Source organism: Paractinoplanes rishiriensis, assembly GCF_016862375.1.
In the GTDB taxonomy this organism is placed as follows: domain Bacteria; phylum Actinomycetota; class Actinomycetes; order Mycobacteriales; family Micromonosporaceae; genus Actinoplanes; species Actinoplanes rishiriensis.
The window spans coordinates 103,834-126,554 of the sequence record NZ_BOMV01000007.1 but is presented as its reverse complement, the minus strand read 5'-3'; the positions used below and the strand labels follow the sequence as shown (position 1 = coordinate 126,554).

Genomic DNA, 22,721 nt, shown 5'->3' with positions numbered 1-22,721 from the left:
CCGGCCGGGCCCGCCCGTCACACCGTGGGCGCCGGGTCCGGCAGAGCCTCGGCCAGTTGATCCGCGAGCAGGGTCAGCTGCCAGTTCCGTGCGCCGAAACCACGCAGCGTGTCGGCCACCGTCTGGGTGCTGACCTCGTCGGGCGGTGACCAGGCCAGGCGGCGTACGAAATCCGGGCTGATCAGGTTTTCCGGCGGCAGCCGGTTGCCCTCGGCCGTCGCGATCACCACCTGCCGGCACCGGGCCAGCCGGGCCGCGGCCACCGGGTCGCGCTCGGCCCAGCGGTGCGGCGGCGGCGGACCGTCCACCGGCTGGTTGATCGGCAGCGCGTCGTCCGGCAGGGCCCGAGCCTCGTCCAGCGCGTCCAGCCACACCCGGGCCAGCCGGCGCACCGAGCGCCCGCCGAAGCCGGGAATGCCGAGCAGGGCGCGCTCGTCCTTCGGATCCTGCTCGGCGGCCGCCACGATGGCCGAGTCGGGCAGCACCCGGCCCGGTGCCGAGTCGCGCCGGGCGGCCACGCCGTCCCGGGCGAACCAGAGCGCCCGCACCCGCGACTGCGCCCGCGCGCCGCGCACCCGGTGGATGCCGGACGTGCGGCGCCACGGGTCGGGGCGGACCTTGGGCGGCCGGTCGGCGCTGGCCACCAGGGCGGCGAACTCCTCGGCCGCCCAGCCGGTCTTGCCCTGCCGGTCGAGCTCGGCGGCCAGGTGGTCGCGCAGGTCGGTGAGCAGTTCCACGTCCAGGGCCGCGTAGGTCAGCCAGGACTCCGGCAGCGGCCGGGTCGACCAGTCCGCGGCCGAGTGGTGCTTCTCCAGCGAATATCCGAGCAGCTGCTCGGTGAGCGCCGCCAGGCCCACCCGCTCGAACCCGGCCAGCCGCGCGGCCAGCTCGGTGTCGAACAGCCGGCGCGGCCTCATCCCGAGCTCGGCCAGGCAGGCCAGATCCTGGCTGGCGGCGTGCAGCACCCACTCGGCCTCGGCCAGGGCCTCGTCGAGGGTGCGCAGGTCGGCCAGCGGCAGCGGATCGATCAGCACGGTGCCGGCCCCGGCCCGGCGCAGCTGCACCAGGTAGGCCCGCTGGGTGTAGCGGTAGCCGGAGGCGCGCTCGGCGTCCACGGCAATCGGCCCGGAGCCGGCCGCCATGCGGGCGACCACCTCGGCCAGTTCGGTCTCGGTCTCGACGGGGCGGGGAGTGCCCTCGCGGGGCGCGGTCAAGGGGATGGCGGCGGCGGGTTCGGGATCGGGACCGCCAGACGTCGGGTCGGGCGGCTCGGCGTGCGGTCGTCCGTCCCCTGCGTGCTCTGGCAAGTCCCGACGGCGCAGGGGTGCTTCGTCGGTCACTCCGTAACCGTACGGGTGCACCACCCCAGCCATGTGCAGCCGGGTCCCGGCGCGTCGGTTCTCGATCGACGACGGACTCATCCGCGGAGGCTTCCCGTCCGTATAACCGGTCAGCGCCGATACCCCGGGAGGCCGTGCCGGATGACCACCACGTACGACCCGTTCATCCCTGCCGAAGGCGCTGACCAGCCCGGATATGACGGTCACCGGCGTGCCGAGGGCCGGGCGGGCGGTGTGGCGTGGGGTGGCGAGCAGTCCTGGGACCCGGAACCACGATGGTCCGCGCCGGCACCGCAGCGCACCGTCCCGGAACAACGATGGTCGCCCGATCCGCGCTGGGAGCAACCGGCCCCGGCGCCGCGCTGGGATCCGGAACCGGCCGGGCCGCCGCGGTGGCAGACCGGAATGTCCGATTCACGGTCGGCCGTGCCCCTGCCGCTGCCGGAACCGGAGCCGGAGCCGGTGCGGCCCGCCCGGAGCCGGGCCAAGCCCGTGCTCGTCGGACTGGTGGTGCTGCTGGTGCTGGTGGCGGGCTGGCAGGCGTACCGGATCGAGCTGATGAGCAGCGACAACGCCTCCATGCACTCGGTCCTGGCCACCGAGAAGGAGCGGACCGACCGGCTGGAAAAGGAACTGGCCGGGGTCTTCGACCCCGAGGCGGTCTCGTCGAGCGTGCTGCCGAGCGTGTTCCGGGTCCGCGCCGGCGAGTTCACCGGCACCGCCTTCGCCGTCGGTTCGAAGGCGGACAACGGCACGTCCAACCTGTTCACGAACTACCACGTGGTCGCCGAGGTGTGGGTCGACGGCGGGCGCACGGTCAGCCTGGAGCGCGGCAACACCAAAATCGAGGCGACCATCGTCCGGGTCAACAAGGGCAAGGACCTCGCACTGCTGCGGGCCGACCAGGAGATCGACGGGCTCAGCGCGGCAACCGGTCAGGTCAAGCCGGGCCAGCAGGTGGTCGTGGTGGGCGCGCCGCTCGGCCTGGACGACTCGGTGACCACCGGGGTGATCAGTGCGTACCGCCCGAACGACAAGGACGGCACCACGATCCAGTTCGACGCGCCGATCAACCCCGGCAACTCGGGCGGCCCGGTGGTCAACGCCAGCAACCAGGTGGTCGGGGTGGCCACCGCCAAGGCCAAGGACGCCGAGGGCATCGGGCTGGCGATCGACATCAAGGTCGCGTGTACGACCTACAAGAACATCTGCTGATCCGGAGCTCAGCCGTCGGCGAGATCGCGGCGGATCGACCAGATCGCGGCGGCCAGGAAGAGCGCGGTCCACCCGGCGAAGGCCAGCAGGTAGGCGGGGTTTCCGGACGCGCCGATCAGCATGCTGCTCAACGGCAGCCGGCTCTGGAATTTGCCGATCACCCCCTCGACCGCGATCATCCACAGCGCCCAGCCGGCGAACAGCCAGGTGGGGCGGCGGACCAGGGTGGCGTTCGCGACGCCGAACACCGCGATCAGCGGGACGGCCGTGAGCGTGTACCGGAACACGTCACCGTCGCCCTGACCGATCACGATGACCCCGCTCACCGTCGCCGTCACGAGCGCCAGCACCGCGCCGACCAGGCATTGGGCGGCCAGGACCAGTAGGCGGTTCGGCTGGCCGAGGAAGAGCAGGACGGCCGTCCGGTGCTGGTAGTGCTGGGCGGTGGTGACCGCCGTGACCGCGAACGCGCCGATGCTGATGAACAGCGTCCAGAACTGCGCGCTGAACCAGCCGGTCGCGATGCCGAGCGTGGCGTAGCAGGTCATCGAGAGCCAGGCGGATCGGACGGTCAGCGTCCGGTACATCTCGCTGAGCACCACCCGGGTCACGGGTTGGCCGCCAGGCTCAGGAAGACCTCCTGCAGGTTCTGGACCTCGGTGACCAGCTGATACACCGGCACCCCCACCTGCAGAGCGATCTCGCCGGCGTCCTCGGCGGTGAGCCCGCTGACATGCAACTCGGCGCCGTCGGTGGTGACGGTCGCGCCGGCCCGCTCGTACGCCAGCCACAGGGTGTGCGGGTCCCGTCCGCGCACGCGCAACCGGCCGCCTCCGCCCAGCGACGCGAGCGGTGCGGCCAGCCGCACCCGGCCGGCTGCGATGATCACCACGTCGTCAACGGTCTGTTCCAACTCGCCCAGCAGGTGACTGGAGATCAGCACGGTGCCGCCGGCCGCCGCCCGCTCGCGCAGCAGTGCCCGTAGCCACGCCATGCCGCCCGGGTCGAGCCCGTTGGCCGGCTCGTCGAGGATCAGCACCGGCGGATCGGTCAGCAGCCCGGTCGCCACCGCGAGCCGTTGCCGCATGCCGAGCGAGTAAGCGCCGGTGCTCTTGTTGCCCGCCTCGGTCAGACCGACGTACTCCAGCAGTTCCTCCACCCGGCGGCGCGGGACGCCGGCGAGCAACGCCTGGGTGGCCAGATGCGAGTAGCCGCTCTGCCCCGGATGGCTGAGTCCCTGTTCCAACACCGCGCCGACCTGCCGCAGCGGCTTGTCGAGATCGCGGTAGCGCTTCCCGTTGATCAGGGCCGCGCCGGCGGTCGGGCGGGCCAGACCGAGCAGCATGCGCATGGTGGTGGTCTTGCCGGAGCCGTTGAGTCCCAGGAAGCCGGTGACCCGGCCGGGCGCGGCGGTGAAGGTCACGTCCCGGACGGCGTCGACGCCGCGGTAGGTCTTCGTCAGGTCCCGGGTCTCGATCATCGCGGCGAATTGTTCCGGATCCTGTCAAGGATGCTAGGCGACCCGGTGGCGGTCGTTCAGGTTGGTCACGCCGGGCGGCGGCAGGCCGGCCGTCGAGGCCAGCATCGCGCACCAGCCGAGCAGGTGCGCGCCCGTGCTGGTGGAGGTCGGCGTCCAGGACGCGCGCACCTCGAGGTCGGCCGTCGGCACCGGCCCGGCCAGCTCGCCGAACCGGGTGGACGCGGTCTGCGTGATGGTCCCGCCGATCGCGGTGTACGCGGCCGCGTGCTGCTCCAGCGCGTCGGTCAGCCAGGTCCAGGCCACCGCGGGCAGCAGGGGGTCGCCGGCCATGTCCGGTTCCAGCTCGGCGGTGACCAGCGTGACCAGCCGCAGGTCGCCGCGCCAGGCCTCGTGCCCGGCCGGGTCGTGCAGCAGGATCAGCCGCCCGCTGGCCACCTCGTCGCCGGAGCGCAGCACGGTGGCGCTCAGCGCGAACGAGAACGGCGCGAGCCGCTGCGGTGCCGGAATCTCCTCGAGCAGGATCTCGGGCCGGGGCGCGGCCGCTCGCAGCCCGGCGACGGCGCGGGTGAACGCCTCGGGGTCAGCGGAGGGGGTCGCCATGCCGGAAGCCTATGCCGATCACCGGTGTCCGTCGTCGATCGGCGCGCCGCAAACCGTGCCACCGGACCGTGGGACTATGACGCGGTGACTTCAGCGCTGAACGATTCGCCCTTTGTGCGTGCGTGCCGCGGCCAGGACGTGCCGCACACGCCGGTCTGGTTCATGCGGCAGGCGGGGCGGTCGCTCCCCGAGTACCGCAAGATCCGCGAGGGCATCGGCATGCTGGAGTCCTGCCGCCGTCCCGATCTGGTCACCGAGATCACCCTCCAGCCGGTCCGCCGGCACAACGTGGACGCGGCCATCCTGTTCAGCGACATCGTGGTGCCGATCGCGGCGGCCGGCGTCGACCTGGACATCGTGGCCGGCACCGGGCCCGTGGTGGCGGAGCCGATCCGCACGGCCGCCGACCTCGAGCGGCTGCGCCCGATCACCGGCGAGGAGGTCGCGTTCGTCGGTGCCGCGGTCCGCCAGCTCGCCGGCGAGCTCGGCAAGACCCCGCTGATCGGCTTCGCGGGTGCGCCGTTCACGCTGGCCAGCTACCTGATCGAGGGCGGGCCGTCGAGGACCTACACCAGGACCAAGGCCATGATGTACGCCGAGCCGGCGCTGTGGCACGCCCTGCTGACCCGGCTGTCCGGCATCACGCTCGCCTTCCTGCGTACCCAGATCGAGGCCGGCGTCAGCGCGATCCAGCTGTTCGACTCCTGGGCCGGCGCACTGTCCGAGACGGACTACCGCGAGTTCGTGCTGCCCCACTCGGCGGCCGTGCTGGGCGGCCTGGCCGACGCCGGCATCCCGCGCATCCACTTCGGCGTCGGCACCGCGGTGCTGCTCGGCGCGATGGGCGAGGCCGGCGCCGACGTGGTGGGCGTCGACTGGCGCACGCCCCTCGACCGCGCGACGACGCTGATCGGGCCGGCGCACGCGGTACAGGGCAACCTCGACCCCGCGGTGCTGTTCGCCGGCCGGGAGGTCGTCGAGCGCGAGGCCCGGCGGGTCCTGGAGCAGGGCCGCGCGGCCCCCGGCCACGTCTTCAACCTGGGCCACGGCGTCCTGCCCGAGACCGACCCGGACGCCCTGACCCGGCTGGTCGAGTTCGTCCATGTGACCTCGCAGCGCTGATCGCCACCCCGGTGGCCGGACGGGGGCGCGGCCTGCAATGGTGGACCTCGTGCGGAAGCGGGTTGCGGTCATCGGCGGTGGCATCGCCGGGCTCGCCGCCGCGGTGCGCCTGCGGGACCTCACCCCGCCGGGCACCGAGCTCATCGTGTACGAGCAGGGCGGCGCACTCGGCGGCAAGCTGCGCACCGGCGAGCTGGGCGGGCTGCCGGTCGAGCGCGGCGCCGAGTCGTTCCTGACCTCGGCGCCGGACGGCGGCGAGTCGGCGGCCGTCGCCCTCGCCAAACGCCTCGGCCTGCCGCTGGTGCACCCGGCGCAGGTCCCGGCCGCGCTGTCGATCGGCGGCCGGCTCACCCCGATCCCGGCCGGCACCCTGGTCGGCGTGCCGGCCGACCCGGCGGGCGTGGGCGCGGTGGCCCGGGCCGGCGGCGACGACCGGGACGACGGCCGCCCGCTGCTCGGCCCCGGCGAGGACGTCGCGGTCGGCGCGCTGGTCCGCGCGCGGTACGGCGACGAGGTGGTGGACCGCTTGGTCGACCCGCTGCTCGGCGGCGTCTACGCGGGCCGGGCCGACCGGCTGTCGCTGCAGGTGGCGATGCCCCAGCTGGCGGCGGCCGCGCGGGTCGAGCACACCCTCGGAGCGGCCGTCCGCGCCGCGCAGGCCCGGTCCCGGCGGGTGCCCGGCCGGCCGATCTTCACCGCGGTCGAGGGCGGCATGTCCCGGCTGGTGGCCGCCGCGGCCGCGGCCGGCGGCGCTCGGATCAGCCTCGGCCTGCCGGTGCGCGAGCTGTCCCGGACGGCTCACGGCTGGCGCCTGCTGCTCGGCCCGGTGCCGGCGCCGCAGACCGACGATGTGGACGCGGTGGTTCTCGCCGTACCCGCCAAACCCGCCGCGCGCCTGCTGGCCGGCGCCGTGCCGGACGCGGCCGACGCGGCGGCCACGCTCGACTACGCGAGCGTGGCGCTGGTCGGGCTGGCGCTGCCGCCCGGCACGCCGCTGCCCGAGCTGTCCGGCTTCCTGGTGCCGCCGAGCGAGGGCACGGTGGTCAAGGCGGCCACGTTCTTCACCCGCAAATGGCCGCACCTGACCACCGCCGGGGGGCCGGTGATTCTGCGGGCCTCGCTGGGCCGGCACGGCGAGGAGGCGCGGCTTCAGTTCGACGACGCCGCGCTGATCGCGCTGGCCCGCCGCGAGCTGGGCGAGCTGATCGGCGCCGAGCTGCCGCCGCCCGCCGCGGCCTGGCTGCAGCGCTGGGGCGGTGGCCTGCCGCAGTACGCGCCCGGCCACGCCGACCGGGTCGCGGCGGTGCGGGCGCAGCTCCCACCCGGGCTGGCCGTGGCCGGTGCCGCCTTCGACGGGGTCGGCATACCGGCGTGCATCGCGAGCGGCGAGCGGGCCGCGGAAGACGTCAGCAAGTCTCTGGAGGAATGATGAGCGAGCAGCAGACGAACGCGGCCCGGATCAACGAGCTGAACGCCACGATCCGGTACACGATGTGGTCGGTGTTCCGGGCCGGCACCGCGCTGCCGGCCCTGCGCGACGACCTGGCCGGCGAGGTGGACGCGCTGTTCGAGCAGCTCGCCGGCAAGGACGTGACGATCCGTGGCACGTACGACGTGGCCGGCCTGCGCGCCGACGCCGACCTGATGATCTGGTGGCACTCCGGCTCGCCGGATGCGCTGCAGGACGCGTACGGCCTCTTCCGGCGCACCGCGCTGGGCCGGCACCTCGCGCCGGTGTGGTCGCAGATGGCGCTGCACCGGCCGGCCGAGTTCAACAAGAGCCACCTGCCGGCGTTCCTGGCCGGCGAGGAGGCCCGGCCGTACATCTGTGTCTATCCGTTCGTCCGCTCCTACGAGTGGTACCTGCTGCCGGACGACGAGCGCCGCCACATGCTGGCCGAGCACGGCCGGATGGCGCGCGGATACCCGGACGTGCGGGCCAACACGGTGGCGTCGTTCGCGCTCGGCGACTACGAGTGGATGCTCGCCTTCGAGGCCGACGAGTTGCACCGGATCGTCGACCTGATGCGCGACCTGCGGGCCTCGACGGCGCGCCGGCACGTGCGCGAGGAGGTCCCGTTCTACACCGGCCGGCGGCGTTCGGTCACCGAGCTGGTGGCTGCGCTGCCGTAGGCAAGCTTCCCCTGGCCATCGGGATGTGTGGTATGCCGTCCTCCAGGAACTCCGGGCCGGCCTGCTCGTAGCCGAACCGGGCGTAAAAATTTTTGAGGTGCGCCTGGGCGTCCAGCACGCTCGGGCGGTTCCCAATCACGGTCAATGCCTCGGCGACCAGCCGGGCCGCCAGACCGGTGCCGCGGGCGGCCGGTGCGGTGACCACGCGGCCGATCCGCTCCACCCCGCGGTCGTCCAATATGCGGAGGTACGCCCGAATCTCGCCGTCCCGTTCGATCCACAAGTGGCGGGTGCCGGGCTCGGTGTCCCGCCCGTCCGGATCGGCGTACGCGACTTCCTGCTCCACCACGAAGACGTCGCTGCGCAGCTTGAGGATCGCGTACAGGGTCGTGGTGTCGAGGTCGCGGAACGAGGCTGCGCGTACCTGATCGGTCGGTTCCGGATGCATGCGGCTCAGCCTAAAACGACCCCCCGTCACCCGTAACGTCGTACACCGTTGTACGGGTACAGCCTGAATTGTGGAGGTCTTCATGATCAAGAAGAGCAAGCTCTTCGGCAACAAGACCCGGGTGACCTTCTCGCTGCCGCCGGAGGTCGAGGTGCCGCCCGGCCCGGTGAGCGTGGTGGGCACGTTCAACGACTGGGAGCCCGGCCTGCACGAGTTGAAGCAGCGCAAGGACGGCACCCGGACGGTCAGCGTGCCGCTGACCGCCGGCGACCACACGTTCCGCTACCTGGCCACCGGCGGTGTCTGGCTGGACGACGAGCAGGCGGACGCGGTCGGCCCGCACGGGAGCGAATTGCGCATCTAGCCGGATAAGCCGGAGAAAGATTCATTTCTGGCTAATCTGGCTGCATGACGATGTACGAGACCTCGGACCTGCACAAGCGGGTCGCACGGTACGAGGCGGCCCTGGACGAGCTTCGGGCGGCGCATCAGGACATCCGGAACATCCTGCACGACCAGGTCCTCTACGACCGCTGGCAGCAGATCGGCGCGGAACTGGGCTTCGCGCTGGCCCCGCAGTCGGCCGGCCAGCCGCAGGCCGCACAGCCGACCGGGCACCAGCCGACCGGGCAGCAGCAGGCCGGGCTGCAGCAGGATCTGGGCGCGATGAACCAGCAAATACCACAGATGTCGGAGGCTTGGGCGGGCTGAATGGGCCCGGAGCAGCGCGAACCGCTAGGTTGCTCCCCATGTCCACCACGCCCATCCGCCCTCGTGTCGCCGCCGGCAAGTCCGTAGATACCCAATATGAAGAGTTGCTGCGGCGCGTTCTCGAAACCGGCACCGCGAAGAGCGACCGCACCGGCACCGGCACCGTGAGCCTGTTCGGCGAGCGGCTGCGCTACGACCTGTCGGCCGGCTTCCCGCTGATCACCACGAAGCGGGTGCACTTCAAGTCGATCGCCGTGGAGCTGCTGTGGTTCCTCCGGGGCGACAGCAACGTGGGCTGGCTGCGCGATCAGGGGGTGACGATCTGGGACGAGTGGGCCGACGAGAAGGGCGAGCTCGGGCCGGTCTACGGCGTGCAGTGGCGGTCCTGGCCCACTCCGGACGGCGGTCACGTCGACCAGATCGCCGGCCTGATGGACACGCTGCGCCGCGACCCGGACTCGCGCCGGATGATCGTGTCGGCGTGGAACGTGGCCGAGCTGCCCGCCATGGCGCTCGCTCCCTGCCATGCGCTGTTCCAGTTCTACGTCGCCGACGGCCGGCTCTCCTGCCAGCTCTACCAGCGCAGCGCCGACCTGTTCCTCGGGGTGCCGTTCAACATCGCCAGCTACGCGCTGCTGACCCGGATGGTGGCGGCGCAGGCCGGACTGGAGCCGGGTGACTTCATCTGGGTGGGCGGCGACTGCCACGTCTACCGTAACCACGTCGAGCAGGTCACCGAGCAGCTGTCCCGGGAGGCGTACGAGTTCCCGCGGTTGGAGATCGCGCCGGCCGGCTCCATCTTCGACTACCGGTACGAGGACTTCACGGTGGTGGACTACCGGCACCACCCGCGCCTGACCGCACCGGTGGCGGTGTGACCGTCCACATGATCTGGGCCGAAGCCCGGGACCGGGTGATCGGCGCGGACGGCGGCATCCCCTGGCACCTGCCGGGGGAGCAGCGCATGTTCCGGGAACGGACGATGGGCGCGACCGTCGTGATGGGGCGCGCCACCTGGGACTCGCTGCCCGAGCGGGTGCGGCCGCTGCCCGGCCGGCGCAACGTGGTGCTGACCCGCGACCGCGACTGGGCCGCCGAAGGGGCGGAGATCGCGCATTCGGCCGCCGAGGTCGACCTTTCCGCGGGTGAGATCTGGATCATTGGTGGCGCCGCGATTTACCGAGAATTTCTCCCGATGGCCACCCATATTTTGCGAACCCGGATAGATCTCCAGGTGACCGGCGACACCCGGGCACCCGAGCTGGGCGACGAGTGGGTGCTTTCGGCGGATTCGGGTTGGCAGACCGCTCAGAACGGCCTGCGGCACGTCGTCGAGGAGCTGGTTCGCGGGTAACCCCGGGCGTGCCCGGATCGATCAGATCCGCTACTCTTCCCGCCCGACGCGATAGGCGAATAGCGTTCGAATAAACGAGCGGGAAGAGATGACAATGCCGCAGAGTTTCGTGTCGCCGGTGACTCTCTCGGTCGTCACCCCGATGTACAACGAGCGCGAAGCCGTCGATCATTTCGTGGGCCGGTTGCGACCGGTTCTGGACGGGCTCGGCGTCACGTACGAGGTGGTGGCGGTCGACGACGGCAGCCGCGACGCCACCGTGAGCCGGCTGCTCCAGCTGCGCGCCGACTGGTCCGCCCTGCGGGTGGTTGCGCTGCGCCGCAACGTCGGGCACCAGGCCGCGCTCGCCGCCGGCCTCCAGTCCGCCCGCGGTGAGTTCGTGGTGAGCATCGACGCCGACCTCCAGGACCCGCCCGAGGTGATCGGCGAGATGCTGGCCGCGGCCCACGAACAGCGGGTCGACGTGGTCTACGGCGTGCGCGGCGACCGCAGCACCGACACGGTCTTCAAGCGCCGGACGGCCGGCATCTACTACTGGACGATGCGGCGCCTGGCCGGCCCCTGGGTGAGCGACCAGGCCGGCGACTTCCGGCTGATGAGCCGGGCCGTGGTGGACGTGCTGAACGCGCTGCCCGAGCAGAACCCGATCTACCGGCTGGTGGTGCCGTCGCTGGGCTTCGCCTCGGCCGAGGTGAGCTACGTCCGGGCCGAGCGGGTGGCCGGCGAGACGAAGTACCCGCTCAGCAAGATGATCAAGCTCACCCTGGACAGCCTCACCAGCTTTTCCGCGGCGCCCCTGCGGATCGCCACGTGGCTCGGCATCCTCAGCTTCCTGGTCTGTCTCGGGCTGATCGTCAGTGGACTGACCGCCTGGGCGATGGGTGCCGTGGTGCCGGGCTGGACGTCGCTCTACATCGCGGTGCTGCTGCTCGGGGGCATCCAGCTGATCTGCCTTGGCCTGCTCGGCGAGTACATCGGGCGGATCTATGCCGCCACCCAGAACCGGCCGCGGTTCCTCGTCGCGTTCGACACCGACAAGGACGCTGCGGCGGTCGACCCGGCCGAACTGGCCGCCCGGCGGTAGCGCTCAGTCCTTCGGGTCGAGGCGGATCGACAGGCTGTTCACGCAGTGCCGGGTGTTTTTCGGCGTGAAATGCTCGCCGCGGAACACGTGCCCGAGGTGCGAGTCGCAGCGGGCGCAGCGGATCTCGGTGCGGACCATGCCGAGGCTGTGGTCGTCGATCTCCTTGACCGCGCCCGGGATCGCGTCGTCGAACGAGGGCCAGCCGCAGTGCGAGTCGAATTTGTAGTCGCTGGGGTAGAGGGCGGCACCGCAGGCGCGGCAGTCGTACGTGCCCTCGGTCTTGGTCTCGACATATTCCCCGGACCAGGGCGCCTCGGTGCCGGCCTGGCGGAGCACGCGGAACTCCTCGGGGCTCAGGCGCACCCGCCACTCGTCCTCGGTGGTGGGCAGGGCGGTCTCGTTCGTAGCCATGCCTCCACGGTACGTCGATGGCGTGCCGACGCACTCGCGGTGCGGCCGAGGCCGTCACCACCGCCGTTGGGCAGACATGGAAGATGCATCCCCGACGTTCCGGCCCACCCCGCAGCAGGCCCTCGGTCGTGGCCTCTACCTCGGCACGCTCGTCTCGGTGGTGGGTGTGGCCGCCGCGCTGCTCGCCTACGCCGTGCTGACCTGGCAGCAGGCCGCTCCGCCGCCGGCCTGGCTGTGGCCGGTGCTGGCGTTCGGGCCGCCGGTGGCCGGGGCGCTCGCCGGCCTGCTGGTGAGGCGCCGGACGGGTACCCAGGTGTGCGTCGGCGGCATCCGGACCCGGTCGGCCTTCGGCAGCCGGGTCTGGCCGGCCTTCGGCAGGCGGGCCGGCGCCGACGGGCTGGAGCCGTGGAGCCGGGTGGTGGACATGCGGGCCGAGCGCCGGGGTGGCCGGACAGTGGTGTCGGTGTATCTGGACTCCGGCGCGAGTGTGCAGCTCCAGGCCCCGTACAGCGGCGGTTTGTTCGCGGCCGACCCGCACTTCGAGGTAAAAATGTTCGCTTTGTCCTATATGTGGCGTAGTCACCGTTTCGGTGGTCTTCCGGGATGATGACCCGCCGAGGACTCTTAGCGGGTAAATCGGGCAATTACCGCTAAGCTCCCCTGCGGACCTGGAAATACCGCAACAGAACGGATACTCCTCATGAGCCCAATTCGCCGGATTCTCGTCGCCGGACTGCCCGCGGCCGGCCTCACTGTCGCGGCCTCGCTGGCCCTCGCCGGCTCGCCGGCCACCGCAGTCGAGGACCACGCCGCTCGCCCGGTCGCCCTGACCACGCCGTGCACCGCGGCCGACCGGGACAAGTGTGACTACGGCACGACGGCGGGCGGCAACGTCTCCGACGCGCCCGGCGGCGGCCCCACCCGCGGCCAGACCGGTTACGGCGGCGAGAGCCCCGCGCCGAGCACGCCGGCCACCACGTCGCCCGCGCCGACGCCGTCGGCCAGCGTCGACACCGTGCCGCCGACCAGCCCAGGCGTCCTCAGCAGCGAGACCCCCGCGCCCACCCCGAGCATCAGCGGCGGGGTCAGCGCCGGCCACGCCCTGCCGGTCACCGGTGCTCCGATGGGCACGATCGTGACCCTCGGCGCCGTGCTGGTCGCGGGCGGAGCTGCCTCGGTCTGGTACACCCGCCGCCGGCGCAGCGCCTGACGCCCGATTTGTGAGCAATTGCCGCAGACGGCCACCCGGTGTTCGCCGGGTGGCCGTCGCGCTTTCCCGGCACGACCCGCGAGGATGGGGCGGCGGTGCGGTTCGCTTTGTTGGGACGGCAGAGGCGGCAAGGGCGGCCGGCGCGGGCTTGGCGGCATAGGGTCGGTGCATGCCGAAAGCCGCTGCGGAAGAGCATGAGATCGCCGGGCACACCGTCCGGCTGAGCAGTCCTGACAAGATCGTGTTTCCGCGCCCGGGCTACACCAAGCGCGACGTCTTCGAGTACTACCGGGCGGTCGGCGACGGCATCCTGCGCGCGCTGCGGGACCGGCCCACCACATTGCAGCGCTTCCCCGACGGCATCGAGGGGGAGATGTTCTTCCAGAAGCGCATCCCGACCCGCGGCGTGCCACCGTGGATTCAGACCGCGAAGATCAGCTTTCCGAGCGGGCGTACGGCCGACGAGTTGTGCCCGGCCGACCTGGCGCACGTGGCCTGGGCCGCGCAGATGGGCACAGTGGTGTTCCACCCGTGGCCGGTGCGGGGCGCGGCCGCCGACAACCCGGACGAACTGCGGATCGACCTCGACCCGCACGCCGGCACCGACTTCGGCGACGTGGTGGCCGCCGCCGGCGTGATCCGCGAGGTGCTGGCCGACCTGGGCTGGGTCGGCTATCCGAAGACGTCCGGCGGCCGGGGTGTGCACGTCTATGTGCGGATCGAGCCGCGCTGGTCGTTCGTGGAGGTGCGCCGGGCCGCGATCGCGTTGGCCCGCGAGGTTGAGCGGCGCAGCCCGGACCGGATCACCACCTCCTGGTGGAAGGAGGAGCGCGGCGAGAAGGTCTTCCTCGACTACAACCAGATGGCCCGGGACCGCACCATCGCCTGCGCCTACTCGTTGCGCGCCAATGGCCGGGCGACCGTGTCCACGCCGGTGACCTGGGACGAGCTGACCGAGGTCGAGCCGGACGACTTCGACCTGCGCACGGTGCCGGCCCGGTTCGCCAAGATCGGTGACCCGCACGCCGCGATCGACGACCTGGCTCACGACCTCACGCCGCTGCTGGAGTGGTCGCAGCGCGACGAGAAGGCGGGTCAGGGCGACATGCCCTATCCGCCGGACCATCCGAAGATGCCGGGCGAGCCGCCGCGCGTGCAGCCCAGCCGGATCAACCCGGCGAACTGGGAGAGCCCCAAGGAGTAGCCCGGTGGGACTCACTTACGCGGGTGGTAGAGGTTGTGCCGGGGGGCCTGAGCCGGATCGACCCAGACCGGCGGGATGAACTCGGGCAGGCGGTCCGCACCCAAGCGGGCCGCCCAGCCCAGCGCGGGCTCGTGCAGCGCGCGGTGATGGTGACGGCAGACCAGGACCAGGTTGTCCAGGCTGGTGACCCCGCCGGCGGACCACGGGTGCAGGTGGTGCGCGTCGCACCAGCGCGGCGGCCGGTCACAGCCCGGGAAGGCACAGCCGCCGTCCCGCACCGCCAGGGCACGCCGGATCGGGGCGGTGGCCAGGCGGCAGGCGCGGCCGACGTCGAGGATCTGGCTCTTGCCGCCGAGCACGACCGGCACGATCCGCGCGTTGCACGCGAGCCGCCGGGCCGTGGCCGCGGAGATCCGGTCACCGCCGTCGGTGATCCCGGCCCCCAGCAGGCCGGCGATCGGATCGAACGGGATTGTCACCATCACCTGAGCCGGCTCGCCGCCGCTGTCCGGCAGATCTCCGCCCTTCATGGCCAGCCGGCACACGTCGACCAGCGCGTCGGCGCGGCGCTGGGCGGGCAATCGGTCGTCCTCGGGCAGCGGCGCGCACAGCGGTTCGATGGCGGCCGTCACGGTCTCGGCATCTTCCACGGTGAACGACCCGGAAACCCGGACCACCCCCTCGTACGGACGCGTCAACGTGAAGCCGCGCTTCGCGTGCGCCCGGGCCTCCTGCCGTCGCAGCGCGGCCGCCTCCACCCGTTCGGCGATCTCCGGAGCTACGTGGGTCAGGATCCGCTCGCCGAGCCGTCGCAGTTGCTCGGCGGGGAAGTGGGCAGCCTTCTCGATCAGGAACGCCTCGGCCTGGTCAGCGATCAGCGCACCGTCCGGGACCGGCTCGCCGTCCTCGCCGACTACCGCGAGGTCGCCCGGGATCGCCTCCAGCGCGTCGGCGACCGCACCCGCCTGCCGTAGGTCCAGCGCACCGTCGAGCAGGGCCTGCTCGACATTGGGGCGGTTGACCAGCGCGGTCGCCCGATCGGCCAGCTCGCGGGCCGGCCCGTGGTCGATCAGCAACTGGCTGCGCAACCACCCGGCCGCGGTGCGATGCCCCTGAGTGCCGGGCACACCCCGCCCGCAAGCCACCTGCACCAGCCGGACCACGATCAGTAGCGCGACCTGCACCAGCAGGTATGCCTCGCGCAGGCAGGGGATCAGCTCGTCGTCGGACAACGACCACATGGCCGACCCCGCCACCTGCGCGGTGTCGGCGCGGAGCCGCTGCACATCCCCAAGCACCCGGCCAAATTAGAACACCCGTACGACAAAACCCGGATCCCCCAAGATCGACCCACACCATCCGGCACACCACCCAAACCGGACCGCCAGGCCGGCTTCATGCCCCTCGTGCGAGGCCACGAAGCCAGCCCGGTGTAGAGCCGCTGGGCGATCGCGCTGGCCCGCGAGGTCGAGCAGCGCAAGCCCGGACCGGGTGCCGGCCCGGTTCGCCAAGGTCGGTGACCCGCACGCCGCGATCGACGGCCTGGCTCACGACCTCACGCCGCTGCTGGAGTGGTCGCAGCGCGACGAGAAGGCCGGCCAGGGCGACATGCCCTATCTCAATTGGGCACCGCGCCTGCCGATCAGGGGTACATGCGGCCTGGTTGGCGAAGGGTGGCGGACTACCTCCGGCACGGGGTCGAACCGGCGCTGGTACTCGTCGTCGTCGCCGTGCTGCACGCGCTCGACCTGGCCGGCCGCGCCCCGCTCTGGATGCCAGCGACCGCCCTGCTGGGGGGCATGCTCTATCAGCAGCCCCAGGTGCAGCGCCGGCTGGCCGGTGGCGACCTGAGCCGGCGGCTGTGGTTGCGGGTCGGCGGCCACATGGTGCAGGTGAGCCTGGTGATGTACCTGCTCGGCTGGGGACCGCTGCTGGCCGTCGCGCACCTGCACATCCTGTCGATGCACCTGGGCTGGTCCGGCTCGCGGGCGTGGCGCCCGGCGGTGGCCGGCAGCGTCGGCACGCTGCTACTCGGCCAGATCGCGGTCGCCGCCGGCTGGGTGTACTCCTACCTGCCGCAGCCCGAGGTGCACGGCGCTGCCGCGCTGATCGCCGTCGGCACGGCCACCACCTGCCGGGTCCTCGGCCGCAGCGTGCACCGGCGGGAGCGGGCCGACCTCGCCCTGCGCCGCAGCGAGGAGCGCATGAAGGCGCTCGTCCACGACGGCACCGACATGATCGTCGTCTGGGCGGCGAACGGCGAGATCACCTATGCCAGCCCGGCCGCGCGGACGGTCGTCGGGCAGCCGCCCGACCAGTTGCTGGGCCGGGTGATGTGGGATCTCGTGCACCCGGACGACGCGGCCGTCGCGGCCGGGCTGCGCGAGCGCGTGCACACCACCGACGGCTCCACCGCGCACCGCGCCGAACTGCGCGTGCGCACCGGCGACGGCACCTGGCGGTGGCACGAGACCACGGTGCGCAACCTGCTCGACGACCCGGCGGTGCGCGGCATCGTCGCCCATCACCGCGATGTCACCGAGCACCGCGCGGTCCGCGAGCGCACCGCGTACGCGGCCACCCACGACGGGCTGACCGGCCTGCTCAACGCCTCCGCCTTCCGGCGGGCGGCCGGCGAGGCGCTGGACGCGGAGCCGCCGCGGCCCGTCGGCCTGCTCTTCCTCGACCTGGACAGCTTCAAGCCGGTGAACGACACCCACGGCCACGAGGTGGGCGACCACCTGCTGGCGCTGATCAGCGACGTGGTCCGGGCCTGCGTGCCCCGGCCCGACCTGGTGGGCCGGCTGGGCGGGGACGAGTTCGGGGTCCTGCTCGACGACCTTGAAGACCCGGACGAGGCGGCCGCGGTGGCCCGGCGCATCATCGCGGGCGTCGACCGCGACCTGGTCGTGGACGGCCGCCCGGTCCGGGTCGGGTGCAGCGTCGGGATCGCGCTCGCGCCGCCGGGCAGCACCGACGCCCGCGGCCTGCTCCGGCACGCCGACCAGGCCATGTACCGCGCGAAGCGCCAGGGCCGCAACCAGTTCGTCGTGCACGCCGAGCCCGAGTACGCCATCCGCCGGACGGCGCCGGGCGGACCCTAGAGGGCCAGCTTCATCCCCTCGTGGGAAGCGACGAAGCCCAGGCCGGCGTAGAACCGCTGCGCCTCGGCCCGGCGCTTGTCGGTGGTCAGCTGCACGATCCGGCACCCGCGCTCCCGGGCGCGCGTGATCGCGTACGCCATCAGCTTTTTGCCGATCCCCGCACCGCGACGGTCCCCGCGGACCCGGACCGCCTCGATGGTCATCCGCCAGGCTCCGCCGCGGCTCAGGCCGGGGATGAAGGTCAGCTGGCAGGTCGCCACCACGTCGCCGTCGTGCTCGCCGACGATCAGTTCGTTGGCCGGGTCGGCGTCGATGGCCTCGAAGGCCGCCCACGTCGCCGCGTCGGCCTCCTCCGGCACGGCGCCGAAGCCGCGGGACCGGCTGATCTCGTCGTCGGCGAGCAACTCGAGGATGGCGGGCACGTCGGCGCGCCCGGCGAGCCGGAATTTCATGAGCCGCAGTCTCACACACGCGAGCCCGGCTCAGGCACGATGACGCCATGCATGTGCTGCTCACGCCGTTCCGGCTGACCTACCGGGTGATCGTCTGGCTGGCGAACTCGCCGCGCAAGCTGATCCTCGCCTACGCACTGATGATCGTCATCTGCGGGCTGCTGTACCACTATTTCGAGGACACCGGCTCGATCGGCGACGCGTTGTGGTGGGCGATCGTCACCGCCTCGACGGTCGGGTACGGCGACATCTCCCCGGAGAGCTGGCAGGCCCGGATCCTGGCCGGTTTGCTGATCTCGGTCATGGTGCTGCTGGTCATCCCGCTGATCACCGCGCACTTCGCCAGCAAGCTGATCGTGGACACCGACGCGTTCCGGCACGAGGAGCAGGAGGAGCTCAAGCGGAACCTGCGCCGGGTGCGCGCGCTGCTCGAGGCGATCGCCGAACGGGACGGAGTTACTTTGCCGGACAGCGCAGACCCTCCTGCGGCACCTGGAGATCGATGAGGTAGCCGTCCACCGCGTCGACGACGCACTTGGTGCTCGGGTACGCGGTGTGGCCCTCGCCCTCCCAGGTGAGCACCCGGCCGACGCCGAGCATCGAAGCGAGATCGGCGGTGTTCTCGTACGGTGTCGCGGGGTCGCCCGTGGTGCCGACCACCAGGATCTGCGGTGCGCCGGTCGCCGCGCCGGCCGGGTACGGGTCGCGGTCGCCGGGCCAGAACGTGCAGGGCAGCATCCCGACCGCGAGCGCCGCACCGAACAGCGGGTACTTCTGCCGCCACTCGCCCTGCAGCCGCCGGATCTCGTCGATGTCCGGCGCGTCCTTGGTGTCGGCGCAGTTCACCGCGAGGTTGGCGTCGAACAGATTGGTGTACGAGCCGTCCTGTTTGCGCTCGGTGTACTGGTCGGCGAGCGTGAACACGCCGCGCGGGTTGCCCTGCTTGAGCCCGGCGATCGCGGCGGCCAGCGCCGGCCAGCCGGTCTCGGTGTAGAGCGACGAGATCACCGCGACGAAGATCCAGCCGGAGGTGGCCTTGCGGCCGTCGGTGTGCTCGATCGGGTCCTTGTCGGCGGCCGCCAGCGCGTCGGTCACCGCCTTGCGCGCGTCCGGCGCGATCGGGCACCGGTCCGGCGTCGCCTTGCACCAGTTGCTGAAGTTGGTGAACGCCCGCTCGAAGCCCTTGGCCTGCGACTCGGAGCCCTCGATGAAGGTCTGCTTGGGGTCGACCGCGCCGTCCAGCACCATCGCCCGGATGTTGGTGGGGTAGAGCTGGGCGTAGGTGGCGCCGAGCAGGGTGCCGTACGAGTAGCCCAGGTAGGACAGCTTGTCGTCGCCGACCGCGATGCGCAGCGCGTCCATGTCCTTGGCGGCCTGCTCGGTGGAGAACAGCGGAAGCTGGCGGCCGTACTTGCCGCCGCAGCCGTCGGCGATCTTGCGGTTGAGCGCCACCAGGTCGTCGAACTGCTCGGGGGTCACCGGGTCGGGCGGCGCCGCGAAGCTGGCGTCCTGGTCGTCGGCGTCGATGCACTTGACCGGGTCGGACCGGCCGACGCCGCGCGGGTCGAAGCCGATGATGTCGAACCGGTTGGTGATCTCGGTGGGCAGGCCGCCGAGCCGCTCGCCGAAGGACAGATAGACCGCGGTGTCGATGCCGGAGCCGCCGGGGCCGCCCGGGTTGATCAGCAGCGAGCCGATCCGGTTCTGCTGGGTGTTGGACCGGATCCGGATCATCGCGATCGAGTACGTCTCGCCGCTGCCCGCGTTGGTCCAGTCGCGCGGCACGGTGACCGACGCGCAGGAATACGTCATGTCGCTCGCGCCCCGGCCGACCAATTCCTGCGGGATCTCCGGGCACGGCTTCCAGTTCGTGTCCGTTCGCGGGTCGGCGCTGGCTCCGGATCGGGGCAGCACCTCGCCGGCCCCGTTCGGCGCGAACGTGGGCACGGTGCAGCCACCGGACGTGACCGCCACCAGGGCGGCGAGGAGTCCGGCAGCCAGACGGGAGCGACGCGGCACGATACGGGCCTTTCGACGGCACGGTTTGCTGGGCACGAGGCTAGCCGGTCTGCCTGAAAGCCGTTCTCAGCGGCTGGTCAGCACCTCGGCCAGGTTGAACTGGACGGGCCGTTCCAGCTGCTCGTACGTGCAGGTGTGCGGGTCCCGGTCGGGCCGCCAGCGCTCGAACTGCGCGGTGTGCCGGAACCGGATGCCCTCCATGTAGTCGTAGCGCACCTCGACCACGCGCTCCGGCCGCAGCGGCACGAACGACAGGTCCTTGCCGTTGTTCCACCGGCTCACCTCGTTCTTGCGCGGGGTGCGCTCGCCCTGCATGTGCGCCGCCCAGTCCCACGGGTGCCCCTCGAACGGCGTCACCAGCGGCTGCATCTCCTCGAACAACTCCTCGCGGACCTTGATCGGGAAAGAACCGATGACCCCCACCGAGACGAGTACGTCGCGTTCGTCGTAGAGCCCCAGCAGGAGCGACCCGATCCGGTTGTCCGCCGACTTGTGCACCCGGTAGCCGGCCACCACGCAGTCCGCGGTCCGCTTGTGCTTGATCTTGGCCATCACCCGCTTGTCGGGCTGGTAGACCAGGTCGCGGCCCTTGGCGATGAGCCCGTCCAGGCCGGCGCCCTCGAATTCGGCGAACCAGCGGCGGGCCGTGTCCAGGTCGTCGGTCGCCGGCGTGGTGTAGATCGGCGGCTTGGCGTGCCGCAGCGCCTCCAACAGGCGTTCCCGGCGCTCGGCGAACGGCCGTTCGGTGAGGTCCTCGTCCCCGATGGCCAGCAGGTCGAACGCCACGAAGCCGGCCGGGGTCTGCTCGGACAGCAGCTTGACCCGGCTCGCGGCCGGATGGATACGCTGCTGGAGCGCCTCGAAGTCGAGCGTGTTGCGCGCGGTGTCGGCCACGATCACCTCGCCGTCGATCACCGCCCGCTCCGGGAAGTTGGCCAGCACGGCCTCGACGACCTCGGGGAAGTAGCGGGTCATCGGTTTCTCGTTGCGGCTGCCGATCTCGACCTCGGCACCGTCCCGGAAGACGATCGAGCGGAAGCCGTCCCACTTGGGCTCGTAGATCTGGCCCGGTGGGATGTCCGCGACGGGCTTGGCGAGCATGGGCTTGACCGGCGGATTGATCGGCAGCTGCATCGCTACAGTCTGCCCCGCGCCCTCAAGATCTGTCCGGCCCCTCAGCGGACCAATAAACCCTCCAGGCGCTCCAGCTCAGCCGCGGGATCGGCGGCCAGACCCATGTGCACCGGCCCGGCCCGCAGGATCGTGCTCCGCGGCGCCACCAGCCAGCGGAACCTCTCGCCGGGTTTCATCTCGGCTGCGGCCCCCGCCCCCGAGCAGGTCTTCTCCCAGGAGGCGAGGGCGGCCGCGATCGCCGGCACGTCGGCGTCCGGGTCCAGCGCGCGGAGCCGCTCCGGGTCGAGGTGGGTGCGGGCGGCCAGGAACCCGGCGCGCTGGCTGTAGAGCAGGACACCCACGTTGATCACTTCGCCGCGCTCCACCCGGGGCACGGCCTGGATGATCGCGTACTCGTAGGGGATCTTCACGGCAGCCACGCCTCCGGCCGCGCCGCCCGCGCCGTCAGGTGCGACAGGTACGCCGCCCGGTCGCCGTCGTCCAGCCACTCGTCCGGTACCAGGTCGATCACCTCGGGCAGCAGCGCCGGGATCCGCTCGGCCAGGGCCGGCCCCTCGGTGGCGAGCTTTTGCGCGTACGGCTTCAGCACGTGATCGTCCCAGCGGTACGGGCGGTGCACGACCGCTTCGGCCCGCGGCCAGTTGTGGTGGAAGTAGAGGGTGGCGCCGTGGTCGATCAGCCACAGGTCGCCGTGCCAGATCAGCAGGTTGGGGTTCCGCCAGCTGCGGTCCACGTTTTCCACGTATGCGTCGAAGGCCAGCACCCGCGAGGCGAGCGCCCGGTCGACGTCGTGCGCCACCGGGTCGTAGCCGAGCGCGCCGGGCAGGAAGTCCATTCCGAGGTTGGCGCCGGCGCTGGCCTTGATCAGCTCCTGCACCTCCTCGTCCGGCTCGGCCCGGGCGACGACCGGATCGAGGTCGACCACGGCCAGGTCCGGCACCGGCAGCCCGAGCCGCCGGGCCAGCTCGCCGGCGATCACCTCGGCGACCAGCGCCTTGGGCCCCTGTCCGGCGCCGCGGAACTTGACCACGTACGTCCCCAGGTCGTCGGCCTCGACGACGCCGGGCAGGGATCCACCCTCACGCAGCGGAGTGACATAACGGACGGCGGTGACCTGGCGCAACACGCCGATCACCCTAGACGGGTCCCTGCTTCCGCAACTCGTCGACCTTGGTCATGGCGGCCCGGAGGTCGCCGAGCCACTCCTCGGTGTGCTGGCCGACCAGCTTGACGCACCAGGCGAGCGCGTCCGACCGGGACCGGGCCACCCCGGCGTCGACCAGCGTGTCGAGGATCTGCCGCTCGGGCTGCCGCAGCCGGGTCATCACCGGCGCGGACAGGTGGGTGAACAACTCGGAGGTGTCGCCGCAGCGCAGGCCCCAGGCGACCTTGCGCTGGTAGCGGTGTTCGAGCTGGCGGGCCACCCGGATCCGGTCGTCGCGGGTGTCCTCGCGGAACTGGTTGATCCGGCCGGCCTGACCGGCGGCCCGGTCGGCTTCGGTGGCCTCGGCGCCGAGGTCGGGGTCGGACACCCGGCCCCAGATGATGATCTCGTCGCGGTCGACGATCACCTCGGGCCGTTCGGTGAACCAGCCGTCCGGGATCGCTCCGGTCACCCAGGCTGCTGCGTCGTCGGCGGATGGGGGTTCGTGGCGGGCCCCGGGCGGGGCGTGTCGGAATCGCATGATTACATGCTTACA

General features: G+C 72.0%; 27 protein-coding genes. 14 read left to right on the top strand and 13 right to left on the bottom strand.

Translation table 11 applies throughout. The features are described from left to right. Positions 1-17: 17 nt before the first annotated feature. Positions 18-1,340: a ribonuclease D gene (locus Ari01nite_RS04465; RefSeq protein ID WP_203779608.1), complete on the bottom strand. Its 1,323-nt coding sequence runs from the start codon at positions 1,338-1,340 to the stop codon at positions 18-20. A 141-nt stretch (positions 1,341-1,481) separates the two neighbouring features. Between Ari01nite_RS04465 and Ari01nite_RS04460 the strand changes: the two genes are divergently transcribed. Beyond that, positions 1,482-2,555 carry a S1C family serine protease gene (locus Ari01nite_RS04460; protein WP_203779606.1) on the top strand — a complete coding sequence of 358 codons (1,074 nt, stop codon included), beginning with the start codon at positions 1,482-1,484 and terminating at the stop codon, positions 2,553-2,555. Positions 2,556-2,563: 8 nt separating this feature from the next. On the opposite strand, the gene Ari01nite_RS04455 is transcribed toward Ari01nite_RS04460, so the two are convergent. The 3 genes from Ari01nite_RS04455 to Ari01nite_RS04445 are packed head-to-tail and all read right to left on the bottom strand — an operon-like array spanning position 2,564 to position 4,635. After that, on the bottom strand, positions 2,564-3,166 hold the full coding sequence (locus Ari01nite_RS04455) for a hypothetical protein (protein ID WP_203779604.1): 603 nt from the start codon (positions 3,164-3,166) through the stop codon (positions 2,564-2,566). Further along, complete coding sequence (locus Ari01nite_RS04450) at positions 3,163-4,035, bottom strand: ATP-binding cassette domain-containing protein (RefSeq protein ID WP_203779603.1); 873 nt, start codon at positions 4,033-4,035, stop codon at positions 3,163-3,165. Before Ari01nite_RS04450 ends, Ari01nite_RS04455 begins: the two co-directional genes overlap by 4 nt. Positions 4,036-4,068: 33 nt before the next feature. Beyond that, positions 4,069-4,635 carry a DUF3000 domain-containing protein gene (locus Ari01nite_RS04445; RefSeq protein WP_203779601.1) on the bottom strand — a complete coding sequence of 189 codons (567 nt, stop codon included), beginning with the start codon at positions 4,633-4,635 and terminating at the stop codon, positions 4,069-4,071. An 84-nt stretch (positions 4,636-4,719) separates the two neighbouring features. On the opposite strand from Ari01nite_RS04445, the gene hemE reads away from it, so the two are divergent. Genes hemE through hemQ form a run of 3 tightly spaced genes read left to right on the top strand, consistent with a single transcriptional unit; the run spans position 4,720 to position 7,890 of the window. Then, positions 4,720-5,757, top strand: a complete 1,038-nt coding sequence (hemE, locus tag Ari01nite_RS04440; RefSeq protein ID WP_203779599.1) for a uroporphyrinogen decarboxylase — start codon at positions 4,720-4,722, stop codon at positions 5,755-5,757. 37 nt (positions 5,758-5,794) lie between these two features. Continuing rightward, complete coding sequence (locus tag Ari01nite_RS04435; RefSeq protein ID WP_203779597.1) at positions 5,795-7,186, top strand: protoporphyrinogen/coproporphyrinogen oxidase; 1,392 nt, start codon at positions 5,795-5,797, stop codon at positions 7,184-7,186. Further along, a complete protein-coding gene (gene hemQ, locus Ari01nite_RS04430) occupies positions 7,186-7,890 on the top strand; it encodes a hydrogen peroxide-dependent heme synthase (protein ID WP_203779595.1) in 705 nt (234 codons plus the stop codon). Before Ari01nite_RS04435 ends, hemQ begins: the two co-directional genes overlap by 1 nt. Here hemQ and Ari01nite_RS04425 read toward each other — a convergent pair. Beyond that, positions 7,862-8,338 (bottom strand): GNAT family N-acetyltransferase, encoded by a 477-nt coding sequence (locus tag Ari01nite_RS04425; protein ID WP_203779593.1) that lies wholly within the window; start codon positions 8,336-8,338, stop codon positions 7,862-7,864. The genes hemQ and Ari01nite_RS04425 overlap by 29 nt on opposite strands. An 82-nt stretch (positions 8,339-8,420) precedes the next feature. Between Ari01nite_RS04425 and Ari01nite_RS04420 the strand changes: the two genes are divergently transcribed. The 5 genes from Ari01nite_RS04420 to Ari01nite_RS04400 all read left to right on the top strand — a co-directional run bounded on the left by Ari01nite_RS04420 (position 8,421) and on the right by Ari01nite_RS04400 (position 11,487). After that, entirely contained in the window at positions 8,421-8,702 is a 282-nt protein-coding gene (locus Ari01nite_RS04420; RefSeq protein ID WP_203779591.1) for an early set domain-containing protein, read from the top strand. A gap of 44 nt (positions 8,703-8,746) precedes the next feature. Further along, complete coding sequence (locus Ari01nite_RS04415) at positions 8,747-9,049, top strand: hypothetical protein (protein ID WP_203779589.1); 303 nt, start codon at positions 8,747-8,749, stop codon at positions 9,047-9,049. A 38-nt stretch (positions 9,050-9,087) separates the two neighbouring features. After that, positions 9,088-9,927 carry a thymidylate synthase gene (locus Ari01nite_RS04410; protein ID WP_203779587.1) on the top strand — a complete coding sequence of 280 codons (840 nt, stop codon included), beginning with the start codon at positions 9,088-9,090 and terminating at the stop codon, positions 9,925-9,927. Beyond that, on the top strand, positions 9,924-10,403 hold the full coding sequence (locus Ari01nite_RS04405) for a dihydrofolate reductase (protein ID WP_239162470.1): 480 nt from the start codon (positions 9,924-9,926) through the stop codon (positions 10,401-10,403). Before Ari01nite_RS04410 ends, Ari01nite_RS04405 begins: the two co-directional genes overlap by 4 nt. 118 nt (positions 10,404-10,521) lie before the next feature. Continuing rightward, entirely contained in the window at positions 10,522-11,487 is a 966-nt protein-coding gene (locus Ari01nite_RS04400) for a glycosyltransferase family 2 protein (protein WP_307837751.1), read from the top strand. 3 nt (positions 11,488-11,490) lie between these two features. Here the strand turns inward: Ari01nite_RS04400 and msrB are convergent, their stop codons facing one another. Then, positions 11,491-11,898: a peptide-methionine (R)-S-oxide reductase MsrB gene (gene msrB, locus Ari01nite_RS04395; protein WP_203779583.1), complete on the bottom strand. Its 408-nt coding sequence runs from the start codon at positions 11,896-11,898 to the stop codon at positions 11,491-11,493. A gap of 76 nt (positions 11,899-11,974) precedes the next feature. Between msrB and Ari01nite_RS04390 the strand changes: the two genes are divergently transcribed. From Ari01nite_RS04390 to ligD, 3 genes are all read left to right on the top strand, one after another. Beyond that, entirely contained in the window at positions 11,975-12,505 is a 531-nt protein-coding gene (locus Ari01nite_RS04390; RefSeq protein WP_203779581.1) for a hypothetical protein, read from the top strand. Positions 12,506-12,598: 93 nt separating this feature from the next. Continuing rightward, entirely contained in the window at positions 12,599-13,108 is a 510-nt protein-coding gene (locus tag Ari01nite_RS04385; protein ID WP_203779579.1) for an LPXTG cell wall anchor domain-containing protein, read from the top strand. A 169-nt stretch (positions 13,109-13,277) separates the two neighbouring features. Then, positions 13,278-14,312, top strand: coding sequence for a non-homologous end-joining DNA ligase (ligD, locus tag Ari01nite_RS04380; RefSeq protein ID WP_203779577.1), 1,035 nt, complete (start codon positions 13,278-13,280; stop codon positions 14,310-14,312). An 11-nt stretch (positions 14,313-14,323) separates the two neighbouring features. On the opposite strand, the gene Ari01nite_RS04375 is transcribed toward ligD, so the two are convergent. Next, positions 14,324-15,610, bottom strand: a complete 1,287-nt coding sequence (locus Ari01nite_RS04375) for an HNH endonuclease signature motif containing protein (protein WP_239162469.1) — start codon at positions 15,608-15,610, stop codon at positions 14,324-14,326. Between the two features lie 375 nt (positions 15,611-15,985). Between Ari01nite_RS04375 and Ari01nite_RS04370 the strand changes: the two genes are divergently transcribed. Next, positions 15,986-17,416, top strand: coding sequence for a sensor domain-containing diguanylate cyclase (locus Ari01nite_RS04370; protein WP_203779575.1), 1,431 nt, complete (start codon positions 15,986-15,988; stop codon positions 17,414-17,416). On the opposite strand, the gene Ari01nite_RS04365 is transcribed toward Ari01nite_RS04370, so the two are convergent. Continuing rightward, positions 17,413-17,868 (bottom strand): GNAT family N-acetyltransferase, encoded by a 456-nt coding sequence (locus Ari01nite_RS04365; protein ID WP_203779573.1) that lies wholly within the window; start codon positions 17,866-17,868, stop codon positions 17,413-17,415. The genes Ari01nite_RS04370 and Ari01nite_RS04365 overlap by 4 nt on opposite strands. 47 nt (positions 17,869-17,915) lie before the next feature. Here Ari01nite_RS04365 and Ari01nite_RS04360 point away from each other — a divergent pair, with 47 nt between their 5' ends. Continuing rightward, complete coding sequence (locus Ari01nite_RS04360; RefSeq protein ID WP_203779572.1) at positions 17,916-18,374, top strand: potassium channel family protein; 459 nt, start codon at positions 17,916-17,918, stop codon at positions 18,372-18,374. On the opposite strand, the gene Ari01nite_RS04355 is transcribed toward Ari01nite_RS04360, so the two are convergent. From Ari01nite_RS04355 to abmR, 5 genes are all read right to left on the bottom strand, one after another. Then, positions 18,325-19,890: an alpha/beta hydrolase gene (locus tag Ari01nite_RS04355; protein ID WP_438872143.1), complete on the bottom strand. Its 1,566-nt coding sequence runs from the start codon at positions 19,888-19,890 to the stop codon at positions 18,325-18,327. The genes Ari01nite_RS04360 and Ari01nite_RS04355 overlap by 50 nt on opposite strands. A 63-nt stretch (positions 19,891-19,953) precedes the next feature. Then, positions 19,954-21,021, bottom strand: a complete 1,068-nt coding sequence (locus tag Ari01nite_RS04350; protein ID WP_203779571.1) for an ATP-dependent DNA ligase — start codon at positions 21,019-21,021, stop codon at positions 19,954-19,956. A gap of 41 nt (positions 21,022-21,062) precedes the next feature. Then, positions 21,063-21,431 carry a DUF3037 domain-containing protein gene (locus Ari01nite_RS04345; protein WP_203779570.1) on the bottom strand — a complete coding sequence of 123 codons (369 nt, stop codon included), beginning with the start codon at positions 21,429-21,431 and terminating at the stop codon, positions 21,063-21,065. Further along, on the bottom strand, positions 21,428-22,147 hold the full coding sequence (locus Ari01nite_RS04340) for a HipA family kinase (RefSeq protein ID WP_203779569.1): 720 nt from the start codon (positions 22,145-22,147) through the stop codon (positions 21,428-21,430). The genes Ari01nite_RS04345 and Ari01nite_RS04340 overlap by 4 nt, the downstream gene beginning before the upstream one ends. Positions 22,148-22,157: 10 nt before the next feature. Next, the gene (abmR, locus tag Ari01nite_RS04335) at positions 22,158-22,706 is read right to left on the bottom strand and encodes an ATP-binding transcription factor AbmR (protein ID WP_203779568.1); all 549 of its coding nucleotides are present in this window, start codon (positions 22,704-22,706) and stop codon (positions 22,158-22,160) included. Positions 22,707-22,721: the final 15 nt, after the last annotated feature.